The organism is Bacillus hominis (assembly GCF_018332515.1).
Taxonomy (GTDB): Bacteria; Bacillota; Bacilli; order Bacillales; family Bacillaceae_G; genus Bacillus_A; species Bacillus_A hominis.
The window spans coordinates 17,757-32,931 of the sequence record NZ_BOQD01000014.1; the positions used below are offsets into that span (position 1 = coordinate 17,757).

The following is a 15,175-nucleotide window of genomic DNA, read 5'->3' on the forward strand; positions in this document are numbered from 1 at the left end:
CTTCTTAACCTAAAGAAATCCTTCATTAAAAAGGATTTCTTTTACATTTTATTACTTTTTAACCATTTCTCAAAAATTTGTATCATCCCATGCTTCCCAGCCAACTTCTCTTCTCCTTGTTTCGTTTTATATGGATATAGTTGTAAAAACACTCCACAACCAGATTCAATTTTTTTACTATGCATATGGCTACCTGGATACACACAAATCACTTCATAAATCGCTCTTCGCTTAAATTTTTTTTTGCCATTCTGTTCTTCTACATACTTAATAGACCAGTATTTATACATTTGCTCAGTTGCTTTCGTATTACCGACAGGCTGAAAAATATTGTACATAGGGCTGTATTTCACTTCGATAATAATAGAAGATTTATATACATACTTCTCTTCTTCCTTTACATAACAATCTAAACGAATATCCGGCTTCTTTGTGTCCTCTCCGTTATAAAAATTACTTCCTTTGCTTAGTGCAATAAGGGGGTGTGTTTCAATTAAATCATTAAACGCGACGTGCACTTTTATATCATTTCGATGTAAAATCACTGTCGTTCCATCTTGTAATCCATCTAAATAAAAATGTTCTTGTACTTGTTCACGGATAGGATTCTTATTTTCAAATCCGATTTGTTCTAATATAGAAATAACGATAAAAAAAGCGTAATACTCATACACTAAAAACGTTGGTTTATATACGAATAATAAAGATGGAGATTGCTCCGTATGTTGCGGTAACAATTCTAAATGGTGGATTATTTGTTGATGTGGTATAGATAAAGTGTTCGAATTAATGGTAGCTGTTTCAGAAATTCCCCTCCAAAATGGAGAATACAATAAATTTCGAAAGTATTGCACGCTTTCATATACGATATGAGCTAATATTTTATATTCTTGTATTTTCACAGAACTTTTCCGTAAATCTGCTTCTTTCAGTAAATGTAGATTTCTATACTTTTGTTTTTCCCTATCCGTTACGGATCCATTTCGTTCAATCGTTTTCATAATTGTTTTAACAGCTTGAAATTCGTCTGACTTTTTCTTCTTTTCTCCTTCTAGTATTTCAATAGTTTTACGTACAAAACTTTCTGCTTCAAGTAAATAATAATAGAATTGCATTGTTTTAAATTTAAGAAATGCATTTTCAACACTATTTTTTTGCTCCTTAAATTTACGGTTGTAATATTTCGCATAAAGCTTTCTTTCTGTCATAATGGCAGTTTTTCTCGTCGTCTTCCGCTCTTTCGTTTCCCAATCATATTCGTGTACAAATTCCGCATTCGATTCTACTTTCTTAAAAATTTGTTTTATTCTTTTCATTTTTTGTGGCAACTTTCTTAACAATACCAAATAAGAAGAATCTTCAATATCGCTAAGTGCTGAGAAAGTTTTCTTGTAATAACCTCTATCTAAAATTAACTCGTTTAAAATTGACTTTACATAATCTTGAATCATTTCAAATTGATCATCAAAGAAGTTTTTAGGAACAACTTGAAACGCACCATAATAAGTTTTGTCTTCTATACGCACTTCAAAATGATATAAGCCACAGCGCCACGGATAAAAAAATTCAGTTTTTCCATGTTCATACACTAATACTCTTTGTTTTTTTTCATTTAATTCATATTGTGACTCTTTTATATTCTTTTGTCCCTCATATACTTTATTCCATATGAATGTAATATCCATTGGATTTTGATAATGGAGATGCAATTTCAGTGGTTTTAATTCCTGTACTTTATAAATACATTGAACTAATGCTGTAGTAGACGTACAAAGCCGGTTTAAAAGGATAAAATCGCCTTTCCCCTCAGTACCAATGATTAGCTTCAATACAAACGGGAGCGTTTCTTTCGTATCGACGATTGCTGTTTCATAACGCTCCTCATTTTGCATAGCCATACAGCTCCAGTTCTCTACGCTTTTGTCTTATATAAGCTAAAGAATGTTCAAATGTAGATACACGATTTGCAAGCGGAGACTGTAAAAGTGGTATCAATGTTGCTCCCCTTTTTGCTTCTTCAGAAAGTAGAGATCCCACTGTCATTTCTGTCCCCCTTAATTTCGTTAATACACGTTGTTTTATTTGCAAATCAAAACCTTCTTCCCTGCTAATCATATAGGATTGATTATTTTGGAACGGTATATTTTGCAAATACGTAGCGATGGCGCTTGCACATCGGAAAGAAATTCCTTTTGATATATCGTGTGATGATAATACATCATGTAACTTATCCAATAGCTCTAATTCCTCTTCAGTAAACACTTCAATCATCTCTTTATTCCTAAACCAATTGAGTCGAAATTCTCCCGTTGTTACTTTCAGCGGGGGTTGCTGAACAACTTTCTCTTGTTCTATACTCATCTCGCAAAACGGAATTTTTTGTAATGTAATCAAATTTGTTCGATCTAATAATCGATCGGAAAGCTCTTTCGTCGTTTCATCAAAATTTACAGTGCCTACGAAAATAACATTCTCACCAATTTCCACTGAAGGTGGAATTGGATTTTCTATTTCTTGTACTTTCTCATACAAACTCAAAATACGATTTTTCTTTTCAAGTTGAAGAACGGATAGAAACGGAGTAAACCAATGCTCAATATGTGACATGTTCATTTCATCGAACACAATTATATGCAATTGATTTGGGTTTTCTTTAGCCTTTAACAATGTCCGAACTAACTTCGTTTCACTTTCAATAAAATTACCATTCGGATGAAGGTAACCGAGAATATCATGTGGTTCTTGATACGATGGTGAAATCGGAATCCAAATTAATTCTTCACCATAACGTAATCCAAGTGCTTCTGCGTAAGCTTGCACAAAGCGTGATTTCCCAACACCTGGTATACCACCAACAATTGTTAACATATTGGTTTTAACACTAATGTGAAAATTATATATATCTGTATCATCCAAATATAGCCCTTTATTACGAACCATACTTTGTACATACTGCAAAAAAGAGGATTCACGCTCATCCCATTCCCAGTCCTCCTTTTGCATTTTAATATCTTCAACTTCAACTAACTTACCTTCTTCCACAATTCGTTTATTTAGTTGGTCATACACATTTTCACTTACAAAATATAAATGATCATCTACTGCTATTTCTACCTGTTTCATCCAATCGTTTATTTCAATATATTTGCATTCTTTTCTTTGCTCAAAATATGAGATTGAACTTATTGATGATTTTAACGATAAATTTCCATATAACCTTCCTTCATGCCACAATAATTCTGGAGGCTCAAAGTCTTTTGGTAATTTAGGCATAAGAAATGATAAGTAACCGTTGCTTAACTTCCGTTCCAAAGACGCTCTCTTTTTATAATTTGAGACCTTTGGTGAAGGAATCAATTTATATGAAGATGCTATTTCCCGAGGCTCTTCTGTACATATTAATTCCAGAAATAAATTTCCACGATCATAATAAAGACGAAACATAACCAGTTGCTTTTCTAATTTACGCTTCTTTAAATCAGTAAAGATTTTTTCATTCTTTTTATTACTGCATAATCCTTCAAACAAATATTTTCCAGTCGGAAATAACTCTTGTAAAGTCAAAGGTATTGGAGAAAGACATTGTACAAAGAAATTTTCCCCATTCTTCTCTCCCTCAGCTTTTGCAAACCTCCCAATAAACCTCATATAATACATTCGCTTTATAAAACTCGGATGAAGAGCTTTATGTAATTTCAACGTAGTCACCTTCTTTTTTCATACTATTCTTAGTGTATGAACTATAATCTAAAACTAGAAATAAAAAACCTGACGTCATCCGTCAGGTTCAAAATTAAAATGTATATTAATGAGAAGGAAATGCTTTTTTTTCTTGTAAAATGGCATTATGAGCGATTTTCATTTTAGCAAGTACGTACCGCAATCGATCTTCGGCATTTTCATCTTTATTTTGTTGCAAACTCGCCAAATTCTCTACAGAACTCGCTAAATTTTCAATCACGCCTCGAAGTTCAGGATGATGATTAAAAAAAGATTCTTGTACTAATAATTTCCTTAAATCACTAGCTAAATCCATAATTCTAGACAACTGTTCTTTTTCTTCCATTTTCATCCCTCCTGAATATCTTATGTATTAAATATTCTCTAGACAAGGAAAAAAGCCCTTTAAATTAAAAGGGCTTTTACATTTTTATATTTCCTGTCAGTAACATATAAAGTGATGTGATAGCTGCAATAACAATTGCCCACATCACATATCTCTCTATACCTACAAAACAACGATTCCCTTTTTCTTTTCTTGCAAACATGTACACGATAATCCCGATTCCATATACAATCGAAACAAGTAATAAATTCTTTAAACCCGCTGCATAAATTAACCATACAGAGTATACAGAAGCAATTAATGCTAACAATCCATTTTTTACTCTCGCAACTTTTAGCTCTTTCGTGATGACTAATTTCAATTGAAATAGCGCCGATAATAAATACGGTAATAAAATTGATGTTGACGCAATAAAATACATAATTTGATATGTCGATTCTGAAAACAGAACGATTATAAATATAATTTGGGCAACGATATTTGAAATCCATAATGCCATATGCGGCGCTTGTTTCTTATTTGTTTTCGTAAAGACTTTCGGAAATACTCCATCTTTTCCTGCTACGTGAGAGATTTCAGAAACAAGTAAAAACCAGCCAATTAACGTACCTACTAGTGAAGCAACTAAACCGATGTTAATCGCAACTGCCCCCCATGGTCCAACAACATGTTCTAATACATGTCCCATTGAAGGAGTTTCTAAAACCGAAAGTTCATTTCTCGTCATAGCTCCCATTGACAGAACAGAAATTAAAATATAAATAGACATAACTAAAATCAGTCCAAGTACTGTCGCTTTTCCAACGTCTCTGCTATTTTTAGCTCTTCCTGATAATACAACTGCTCCTTCAACCCCAATGAACACCCAAAGAGTTACAAGCATTGTATTTTTCACTTGACCTAGTACAGAGGAAACTGAGATTGTTCCTTCGCCCCAAAAGTCATGTGTAAATGTATCCCAGCGAAACGCTGTTACCATCACAACAATAAATAATAAGATTGGAACTAATTTCCCAATTGTTGCGATAACATTCATAATGGAAGCTTCACGAATTCCAAATAAAATAAGAAAATGAAGTGTCCATAATAAAAGAGAGGCACCAACGATAGACGCAATATTATTTCCTCCTTTAAAAATTGGGAAGAAATAACCTAATGTGCTAAACAACAACATAATTGTTGCGACATTTCCTAAAATTCCTGCCAGCCAGTACCCCCACGCACTGTTAAAACCAATATATTCACCGAAACCAGCTCGTGCATAACTATAAATTCCGCCCTCAAGCTCCGGTTTTTGTCTTGCTAACGTTTGATATACGAGCGCAAGTGGAATCATTCCCATCGCTGTAATACACCAACCAATTATTGTTGCACCACTATTTGCTCCTACTGCTAAATCATGCGGTAAACTAAAAACACCGCCACCAACCATCGTTCCAACTACTAATGCGATTAACGGAAAAAACCCTAACTTCTTTTCTATTTGTACCACCCCATCTGTCATTCTAGGTGTTATGTTCGTTCAACTATTAAAGTCACCTTTTCTCTAATAGATGTTTCTCTTATATTTTTTCAGGAAAACATTACTTATTCTAAAAGAAAATGAAGAAAAATGGAATACTTTTTTGAAAAAATGTATAAGTATGCACAAAAAAACCGTTCATTTTGTAATGAACGGTCATTCCAAACATATAAAATTGTATATTTCTTGTAAAATTAACGAAGTAACTTCTCTTTTTGTAAAAATTGTTTTGCTACTTCTTCACTACTTTTCCCATTCACATTTACTTCGTAATTCATTTTTCGCATTTCTTCATCTGTAATCTTTCCAGATAATTTATTCAATGTTTTTTCAAGCTCAGGATATTTCTGTAACGTCTCTTTTCTTAATAATGGTGCTCCTTGATAAGGAGGGAATAGTCCTTTATCATCTTTTAGCACTTTAAGTCCATATTGCTCCAATTCACTATCTGTTGAATATGCATCGATTACGTTAACATCCCCCGATTGAATTGCGCTATAGCGTAGTTTCGGTTCCATCGTTTTAACATTTAAAAACTTATAGTTATATAATTTTTGCATACCTTTATAACCATCTTCACGATCAGCAAATTCTAATGTAAATCCTACCTTAGCTTCCTGTGCAATATTTCCTAAATCAGAAATTGTATTTATGTTATTTTGATCTGCTATTTTTTTCGGCATGGCTAGTGCGTATGTATTGTTATACTCCATTGGCTTTAACATAACCATATTAAATTTCTTTTCCATTCCAACGCGAGCTTGTTCATATACTTCATCACGATTTGTACTTTTCGGTTCTTCTTTCACGAAAGTAGATAAAGCTGTTCCTGAAAATTCTGGGTATATATCTACTTCACCTGATTTTAACGCTTCAAATACAAATGCTGTTTTCCCAAGGCCCGGCTTTAATTCTACTTGTAAATCTGTATCCTGTTCAATAAGTTGCTTGTACATTTGAATTAATATTTCTGGTTCAGATCCAAGTTTGCCAGCAATAACTATGTCTTTCTTTTGTGTATTCCAAAGAAATGGCGAAGCGATCATTACGACAACTATACATATCGTTAATATAACGCGCTTATATGAGCGTTTTGGCCTCTCCAGCATGCGAAGTACTATATCAAAGAATAAAGCGAGTAACGCAGCTGGTACGGCCCCTAAAATGATAAGCGCATGATCATTCCGATCGATACCAAGTAGTATGAGCTTACCGAGCCCACCAGCGCCTATTAAAGCAGCTAATGTAGCCGTTCCAACAATTAATACCATCGCTGTACGAATACCAGCCATAATAATTGGCAATGCGAGAGGAAGCTCTACCTTCCATAATCTTCTCCAGCTATTCATTCCCATAGCTCTCGCCGCTTCTATAAGTGATTCATCTAATTCCCGTATTCCTGTATACGTATTTCGCAAAATAGGTAATAGTGCATACACAACTAATGCGATAATAGCTGGAAGTTTTCCAATTCCTACTAATGGAATTAAAAGTCCAAGTAATGCAAGTGATGGCACAGTCTGCATAACAGCAGAAGTCCCTATTATAAATTCAGCCATCCGTTCTTTTCTCGTTAATAGAATGCCAAGAGGCACCGCAATAATTACTGCAAAAAATAATGAAATAAGCGATATTTGTAAATGTTCACTTAATGCACTTAGCAATTCTACTTTTCGTTCTTGAAACGTTTGAATAAAATCAGTCACTGTTTAGCCTCTCTCCTTCATTTGTTCAACAATGTAATTGACAATATGACGACTTGTTAACGCTCCAACATATTGACCATTTTCTTCAACCGGCACTGACTCTTCAGTTTGTAAGCGGACTAGCGCTTCTTGTAAAGTCGAATGTAAAGATAGAGCCTTCCCTTCTACTCGTATACCATTGTCTAGCGGCAATACCGCTTCTATACTCTTCCCCTCATACCAAGGTCGTCCACGATTTCCAATGAACTCCTCTACAAATTCATTTTTCGGATTATGTATAATACCTTCTGGTGTATCTAATTGAACAACTTTCCCTTCTTTCATTACACAAATGCGATCACCAAGTGATAAAGCCTCTTGCATATCATGTGTTACAAATACTATCGTTTTTTGAATTTTTTTTTGCAATTGCACTATATCCTGCTGGAGTTGTTCCCTACTTAATGGATCTAACGCACTAAATGGTTCATCCATAAGAACGATTTTCGGATTTGCAGCTAATGCCCTAACAACACCTACCCGTTGCTTCTGCCCTCCCGACAATTCATCTGGCATACGATCACGATATACATCTGGTTCTAATCCAACCATATGTAACAGTTCATCAACACGCTCTTGTATTTTCTTTTTGCTCCATTTTCTCATTTCAGGAACAACTGCAATATTTTCAGCAATTGTCATATGTGGAAACAATGCAATCTGCTGCAACACGTACCCTATATTCCAACGCAGTTCGTTTATGTTATATTCTTGAATATCTTTTCCATCAATCAAAATTGATCCTTCCGTTGTTTCAATTAAACGATTAATCATCTTCATTGTCGTTGTTTTCCCGCAACCACTCGGACCAATGAGAACAAAAAATTCTCCTTTTTTAATTTCTAAATGCAATGAATCCACTGCTTTTGTGCCATCTTCATATGCTTTTGACACATGATTAAATTGAATCACAGACACAACTCCTTTCATGTTGTTTCCTTTATTTTGATGGAATATGGATTTCATTTCAAATGATACGCATTATTCTATAAAGTGACACTTTAATCAGAGGGGGTTTTGTCCATCACACTCTGATTATTAGCCCTCACCAATCGGGCTGCCCCCTAACTTCCTCGCATGTGCCAAATTTTGAAGTGGGGGTCTTACTGCCCGCAAATAGCATGATAAAAAAAGAGCTCAAATTTGAGCTCTAACGGTCGAACAATATTGTTTTCATAATAGCAGCATATTCACGCACATACGCTTTTTTCTTAGAACGACTCGGTGTTTCAGCAGCCAAAGCTTCCATCTTTATCCCTAAACGCTTTGCAATTATTTTCGTTCGATATAAATGATACGTATTACTTACAACTACCGCATGCTTTACATCATATAAATCCATACTAAACTTTAAATTTTCATACGTATTTGTAGAGCGGTCTTCAATTAAAATACGACTCTCATCTATACCGTGTACCATTAAATAGTTTCTCATACTATGAGCTTCCGGTATATCTTCATCTTCCCCTTGACCACCTGAAACAATTACTTTCACCTCAGGGTGAGCGTGTAAATATTCCAACGCTACATCCAAACGATTTTGAAGAGATAAAGACGGTCTATCTCCAAATAACTTTGCACCTAATATAAGAACGTATGGAGAGTGATTACTCAATTTTTCACGAGCAACTTTATTCATTCGAAACGTCATATAAATGATGTATAGTAGAGGTAGAAATAAGATTATAAGCAATATCCATTTGTTCATAAATAAGTTAACACTCCCTTTCTTTTTATTATATAGAAAAAGAAAAGGAGGCAGAAGTATTTTTTAAACAATTGATTTATTAGAAACATTGGCTTCCATTTTACGTTTTGAAATTACATAATAAAAAGCAATCCCTAATGATAGGATCAATATAAAGCTTAGTACGTAAAACGGGATCATTACCCCGGCTTTAGATACGCCTGCCGTAAACAACATTAATAATACAATTCGAATTCCTGTACCAATTAGTCGAAATAAGCTGTCCACACGTCCCATTAATTCATTTGGGATTTCTTCCATCATCAGTACATTTCTCGCCACTCTCGTTCCAGCATTTCCAATCGCATGAAAAATCGCAAGTCCATATAATAACATAATGGAAGGCTCAATAATCATTGCGGTAATTGAAATTACATAAATACACATCGTCATAACGATTGAAGCTTCTATTTTGACATATTTCATCATGATTGGAATACTTATTCCCGCAATAACAGCCCCTACACCATACATCATACCTTCTATCGCGTATACAGAGGCACTAGCTTTGAGTATATCTGAAATATAAACTGGGATTAAATAATTTGCCATCATAACACCGATAAACGGCATATAAGTGGCAAGTAAAAACCAAAAGAACTTAGGACGTTTTTTCATAAAATGAATACCTTCGAACAATTGCTTCTTAAATGTTACTTTCCGTTTTACTTCTTTTTTCTTTACATACGGTATACATAAGAAAAGAAAAAATGCTCCTGCAAAAGTTAACATATCTACTAACAAGATCCATTTCAAAGAAATGATCTCAATTAAAAAGCTAGCAGCTGCCCCTGAAATAACTTGCGTTAATTGTCCTTGTATTTCCATCGTGCCGCTTAAACTTTTATAATGCTCAGATTGAAATATTTCTTGGTTGAATGCAAAAATTGTAGGATAGAATAATAAATAATAGAAAGAACCCGCTATATAAATAATAATGTAATGAATAGAATTATATGATTGCCCAGCAAATCCCCAAATAGCCATCATTCCTATAATCGCTATACCGATACCTTCGTTACATAACAATAAATATTTTCTTGAAAAACGATCTATACTTTGCCCAATAAATGGCGTTAATAAAAACATTATGAGAGTTGCAACGATAGAAACATAACCAAATGTCGTCTCTCCTCCACTTTCCCTAATCAATAGCCATGGAATCGTAATCATAACAATCCCAGAACCAATAGCAGATAAACTATTGGCTCCTAGAATGTAATACAAACGAGAATCATGATAAAGAGAGGACATATCACTCAACTCCTAATTGTTTTTTCACCTCTTTATGTACGCTCATATATGCTTTTAATTCTTTAACTAAATCATGAATTAATGGTTTTGCATCTTCTCCTAGTTCACCGTCTTGCACATGTAATCCATCAAGCACGACTTGTTTTGGGATTGCATTTGCGTAAACGCCTCTAGCGACAATGCGCATACTATTTAATGCATTTATTCCTCCTTTACCGCCTCCAGCAACTGCTAGCAATGCGACAGGTTTATGGATGAATTCACTGCTACTTAAGTAATCTAACGAATTTTTCAGCGCTCCGCTCATCGCATTATGATATTCTGGTGTACATAGTACTACACCGTCTGCAGCTTTCACTAAAGCTTTTAATTTTTTTACTGCCTCTAATTCACGTTGTGATTCTTCTCCATTATATAAAGGCAATTCCGCTACTGCTAAATCGTATAACTCCCCTTCAAATTGCTCTGCAATATATTTTGCCACAACGCGAGTTCTTCCAAATTTTCTTGGTGTACCATTAATTACGACTAGCTTCATAACCATTTCTCCCCTTTGTTTTAAAATTCTATCTTTATATTATCAGAAATTTCTATACAAAATACAGTAAAAAGAGGTAAAAGCTTTCATAAAATAGTATGAGAAATAAAAAAAGAACTCATACTTTCGTATGAGTTTCACAAAACTAATTTTTCACAACCTCATGTCCACCGAATTGATTACGAAGAGCTGAGACAACTTTCCCATGGAATGTATCATCTTCTTGAGAACGGTAGCGCATAAATAATGACATTGCGATAACTGGTGCCGCTGCTTGTAGTTCAAGCGCAGTTTCAACAGTCCATTTCCCTTCTCCTGAAGAGTTCATTACCCCTTTAATACCATCAAGTTTCGGATCATCTGCAAATGCCTTTTCAGTTAAGTCCATTAACCAACCACGGATAACCGATCCATTTGCCCATACTTTTGCAACATCTTCATAATTGAAATCAAAATCACTTTTATCTAACACTTCAAATCCTTCAGCGATTGCTTGCATCATTCCATATTCAATACCATTATGAACCATTTTTAAGAAATGACCACTTCCAACGCGGCCTGCATAAGAATAACCGTTTTCTACTGCTAAGTCTTTAAATAACGGTTCTAATTGATCATAGATTTCTTTTTCTCCACCAACCATTAAGCACGCACCGTATCTAGCTCCTTCTACACCGCCTGATGTACCGATATCTACGTAATGTAAGCCAAAGCTTTTCGCTTCTTCAGCACGACGTAACGTATCTTTATAGAATGAATTTCCACCTTCAATAACGATATCGCCTTCCTCTAATAATGGATATGCATCTTTTAGTACTGACTCAACAACTTCTCCTGCAGGTACCATTACCCAAATTGTACGAGGTGCTTCTAGTTCAGCGATCATTTCTTTTAATGTATGACGTGCAGTAATCCCTAGTTTTCCTGCCTTTTCAACAAGCTCTTTATTTACATCGTATACAACTACTTCATGCTTGTCTTCATGTAAGTGTTCAGCTAATGGGAATCCCATTTTTCCTAATCCAATTAAACCTAGTTTCATATTAATCAATCTCCCATTCTATACAAATATATTTAATAACGAAATTAGTCCAAGTGCTACAACAGATAGTATTGTCTCCATTGCAGTCCATGTTAATAATGTTTCTTTCACAGTCATTCCAAAATACTCTTTAATCATCCAAAATCCTGAATCATTCACGTGGGATAAAATTAATGACCCTGCGCCTGTTGCAAGTGCCAGTAACTCTACATTTACTCCTGGTGTACTTGCCGCAATCGGTGCTACTATTCCTGCTGCTGTCATCATGGAAACAGTAGCAGATCCAGTCGCGATGCGAATAAGTGCAGCAATTCCCCACCCTAATAATATTGGTGAAATATGTGATTCTTTCGCCATCTCCGCAATTGTAGTTCCGATCCCAGAATCTAATAACACTTTATTAAAGGCACCACCTGCACCGATAACTAACAGTATGTTTGCAATTGGGCCTAAACAATCATTTGTGACTTGTAAGACTTTGTCTTTAGAAAAACCTTTTGCATAGCCAAGACTAAAGAAAGAATATATCGTTGCAATTAATAATGCGACTATTGGATCTCCAATAAAGTGTAATACTTGTGCAAGTTGGCTTGTTTTATTTAATGCTACTTCCGCTATCGATGCACCTAGCATAAGAAATACTGGAAGTAAAATAGTAAACAATGTATTTCCGAAGCTAGGAAGTTCCTTCTTCTTATCTCTTTCAATAAATTGCTCCGCTATATCTAATGGTACTTCTTTATGTATACGAGCACCGATCCATTTCCCGTAAAGCGGACCTGCAATTATTGCAGTTGGAAGTCCGACAATTAATGCATATAAAATTGTCTTCCCTACATCTGCTTTAAATATACCTACCGCTGCCATAGCTGCTGGATGCGGTGGAACAAGTCCGTGTACAACCGAAAGACCTGCTACTAGCGGAATACCGATTGTAATAAGTGATACCCCTGTTTCTAACGCAATTGTAAATACTAACGGAATTAATAGTACAAATCCAACTTGGAAAAATACCGGAATCCCTACTATAAATGCAACGAACATCATTGCCCAGTGAACACGCTTTTTCCCAAAACGTCCAATTAATGTGTTAGCAATTCGTTCAGCACCGCCAGACTCAGCCATCATTTTTCCAAGCATTGTCCCTAAAGCTAAAACAATCGCCAAAAATCCTAACGTATTACCAAGACCTAATTTAATAGAATCGATAATCCCTGGATGTTGTGGTGAAGTTCCAATTAAGGGCATCCCCATTGCTAGCCCTACACCGATTGCTGTTAAAATTAACGCGACAAATGGATGCCATTTTACTACCGTAATTAGTAAAAGTAATATGACAACAGCCGCTAGTACGATTCCAACTACCATTTCTCCCAATCCCCCTATTGTTTACGTTGGAAAGCAGCTATACAATCAAACTCTTCTTTCAAACGATTGTAAAGTCGTTCATACATATAAAACATTTCTAAATAAATAGCCGTATTTTCTTTATTCGGTACGTGGTGATGGACAATATCAATCCAACCCTTCACCTCTTCAAGAGAATCAATTTTCCCAATTGCATACAAAGCAAGTGCCGCTGCCCCAAGCGCAGATGCTTCATGACTTTCTGGAACAAGCAATTCTTTCCCCATCATGTCAGATAACATTTGTCTCCAAAATGCAGATTTTGCGAAGCCTCCTGAAACACGTATTTCAGTAAGTGGACCCGTACAATCACGAATGGCAAGTGCAACTGAATACACACTCATACAAACTCCTTCCATGACAGCACGTATGAAATGTTCACGTTTATGCTGAAGGTTAATTCCAAAAAATGTACCACGAGCATTTGCATTCCAGTAGGGTGCACGTTCTCCAGATAGAAACGGTAAAAATAGCAATCCCTCTGCTCCAGCTGGTACACTTTCTGCATACTTAATTAATAAATCATAAGGATCAATCCCAAGCTTCCTTGCAACTTCTTGCTCTGGACTACCGAATTCATCACGTAGCCATCTTAATAAAATCCCGCCATTATTCGTCGGTCCACCGATTACCCAGTGCTCATCTGTTAATGCGTAACAAAAAGTTCTTCCTTTTTCATCTGTATTAACACTTGATGAAATTGTTCGAACTGCTCCACTTGTTCCAATCGTAATTGCAGCTGAACCAGGTGTTATAGCACCGACACCTACATTTGCAAGAACACCATCACTTGCACCAATAACAACTGGAGTATCCTCACTAATCCCCATCTTTTGTGCTAATTCCGGCTTCATTCCCGATAAAATATATGTAGTTGGTACAGGTACTGATAATTGTTCTGGTGACATATTTAACATAGTTAAAACATCTTCATCCCAGTTTAATGTTTCTAAATTAAATAACCCAGTAGCAGATGCGATAGAATAATCAACTACATAGCGTGAGAACAATTGATAAATGACATATTCCTTAATAGAAATAAATTTATGAGCAGTTCTGAATAAATCCGATTCTTCTTCTTTCATCCACAGTAATTTAGAAAGTGGTGACATCGGATGAATAGGTGTACCAGTTCTTCTATAAATGTCATGACCATTCATTTGTTGTAAGAGTTTTTCTGATTGTTTTGTGCTTCGATTATCTGCCCAAATGATAGAGCGCGTTAACGGCGCACCGTTTTCATCTACTGCAATTAAGGCATGCATTGCTGTACTAATTCCGATAGAAGAAATATCTTCCGGTAACACATTACCCTTCTCGATGGCAACGCTTACAGTTTTGTATACAGCAGCACATATTACATCAGGATCTTGCTCCGCCCATCCGACGTTCGGTTGAATGATTGGATAATCAATTGCATGTGAAGCAACGACTTTTCCCTTTTCAGTGAATACAACCGTCTTCGTACTAGTGGTACCGATATCAATCCCGATTACTCTCCCCCTTGTTTCCATGCGAATCTTCCCTTCGTTTCTAGCAAAATGTAATCTAGTAAACCGTTTACATGAATTAGTATATAAAATATTTTTTCATAAATCAAGTTATGAAAAGAAAATTTTTTTCAAACAAAAATATCCCCCCTATTTTATTTCACTTATCCATACACATAGAGCGACTAAATCTTTTGTTTAGTATTTGCTGGTTCGTTGTACGAAACCAACATCTCTCGTAAGATATTTGGAAATAAAAAGCTTTGAATTTCTCAAGCAAATAATTGTAATTCATTAGATACAGAAATAGACATACAAAAACGCCATCCTTTCCTGTGATTTTACAGAAAGAATAGCGTATTTT

General features: G+C 35.3%; 12 protein-coding genes. All 12 read right to left on the reverse strand.

All coding sequences use genetic code 11. From position 1 onward, the window contains the following. Positions 1 to 41: 41 nt before the first annotated feature. Entirely contained in the window at positions 42 to 1,892 is a 1,851-nt protein-coding gene (locus KI356_RS02430) for a hypothetical protein (protein WP_212934701.1), read from the reverse strand. Further along, entirely contained in the window at positions 1,882 to 3,699 is a 1,818-nt protein-coding gene (locus KI356_RS02435) for a DUF8727 domain-containing protein (RefSeq protein ID WP_212934702.1), read from the reverse strand. The genes KI356_RS02430 and KI356_RS02435 overlap by 11 nt, the downstream gene beginning before the upstream one ends. 106 nt (positions 3,700 to 3,805) lie before the next feature. Beyond that, the gene (locus tag KI356_RS02440; RefSeq protein ID WP_212934703.1) at positions 3,806 to 4,066 is read right to left on the reverse strand and encodes a LemA domain protein; all 261 of its coding nucleotides are present in this window, start codon (positions 4,064 to 4,066) and stop codon (positions 3,806 to 3,808) included. 76 nt (positions 4,067 to 4,142) lie between these two features. Further along, a complete protein-coding gene (locus KI356_RS02445) occupies positions 4,143 to 5,570 on the reverse strand; it encodes a basic amino acid/polyamine antiporter (RefSeq protein WP_212934704.1) in 1,428 nt (475 codons plus the stop codon). Between the two features lie 212 nt (positions 5,571 to 5,782). After that, the gene (locus tag KI356_RS02450) at positions 5,783 to 7,294 is read right to left on the reverse strand and encodes an ABC transporter permease/substrate-binding protein (protein ID WP_128279929.1); all 1,512 of its coding nucleotides are present in this window, start codon (positions 7,292 to 7,294) and stop codon (positions 5,783 to 5,785) included. Positions 7,295 to 7,297: 3 nt separating this feature from the next. After that, positions 7,298 to 8,245: an ABC transporter ATP-binding protein gene (locus tag KI356_RS02455; RefSeq protein ID WP_212934705.1), complete on the reverse strand. Its 948-nt coding sequence runs from the start codon at positions 8,243 to 8,245 to the stop codon at positions 7,298 to 7,300. 238 nt (positions 8,246 to 8,483) lie between these two features. Then, on the reverse strand, positions 8,484 to 9,041 hold the full coding sequence (locus KI356_RS02460) for a YdcF family protein (protein ID WP_212934706.1): 558 nt from the start codon (positions 9,039 to 9,041) through the stop codon (positions 8,484 to 8,486). Positions 9,042 to 9,104: 63 nt separating this feature from the next. Beyond that, a complete protein-coding gene (locus KI356_RS02465; protein ID WP_212934707.1) occupies positions 9,105 to 10,334 on the reverse strand; it encodes an MFS transporter in 1,230 nt (409 codons plus the stop codon). 1 nt (position 10,335) lies between these two features. After that, on the reverse strand, positions 10,336 to 10,872 hold the full coding sequence (locus tag KI356_RS02470; protein ID WP_128279925.1) for an NADPH-dependent FMN reductase: 537 nt from the start codon (positions 10,870 to 10,872) through the stop codon (positions 10,336 to 10,338). Between the two features lie 145 nt (positions 10,873 to 11,017). Further along, positions 11,018 to 11,914: a phosphogluconate dehydrogenase (NAD(+)-dependent, decarboxylating) gene (gnd, locus tag KI356_RS02475; protein ID WP_212934708.1), complete on the reverse strand. Its 897-nt coding sequence runs from the start codon at positions 11,912 to 11,914 to the stop codon at positions 11,018 to 11,020. 18 nt (positions 11,915 to 11,932) lie between these two features. Then, on the reverse strand, positions 11,933 to 13,282 hold the full coding sequence (locus KI356_RS02480) for a GntP family permease (RefSeq protein ID WP_002165883.1): 1,350 nt from the start codon (positions 13,280 to 13,282) through the stop codon (positions 11,933 to 11,935). A 14-nt stretch (positions 13,283 to 13,296) separates the two neighbouring features. Beyond that, on the reverse strand, positions 13,297 to 14,835 hold the full coding sequence (gene gntK / locus KI356_RS02485; RefSeq protein WP_212934709.1) for a gluconokinase: 1,539 nt from the start codon (positions 14,833 to 14,835) through the stop codon (positions 13,297 to 13,299). Positions 14,836 to 15,175 lie beyond the last annotated feature (340 nt).

Coding starts and splice junctions, on each gene's coding strand:
- gnd (WP_212934708.1), bottom strand. CDS start 11,914: ATGAAACTAGGTTTAATTGGATTAGGAAAAATGGGATTCCCATTAGCT.
- KI356_RS02460 (WP_212934706.1), bottom strand. CDS start 9,041: ATGAACAAATGGATATTGCTTATAATCTTATTTCTACCTCTACTATAC.
- KI356_RS02465 (WP_212934707.1), bottom strand. CDS start 10,334: ATGTCCTCTCTTTATCATGATTCTCGTTTGTATTACATTCTAGGAGCC.
- KI356_RS02470 (WP_128279925.1), bottom strand. CDS start 10,872: ATGAAGCTAGTCGTAATTAATGGTACACCAAGAAAATTTGGAAGAACT.
- KI356_RS02430 (WP_212934701.1), bottom strand. CDS start 1,892: ATGCAAAATGAGGAGCGTTATGAAACAGCAATCGTCGATACGAAAGAA.
- KI356_RS02445 (WP_212934704.1), bottom strand. CDS start 5,570: ATGACAGATGGGGTGGTACAAATAGAAAAGAAGTTAGGGTTTTTTCCG.
- KI356_RS02440 (WP_212934703.1), bottom strand. CDS start 4,066: ATGGAAGAAAAAGAACAGTTGTCTAGAATTATGGATTTAGCTAGTGAT.
- KI356_RS02480 (WP_002165883.1), bottom strand. CDS start 13,282: ATGGTAGTTGGAATCGTACTAGCGGCTGTTGTCATATTACTTTTACTA.
- gntK (WP_212934709.1), bottom strand. CDS start 14,835: ATGGAAACAAGGGGGAGAGTAATCGGGATTGATATCGGTACCACTAGT.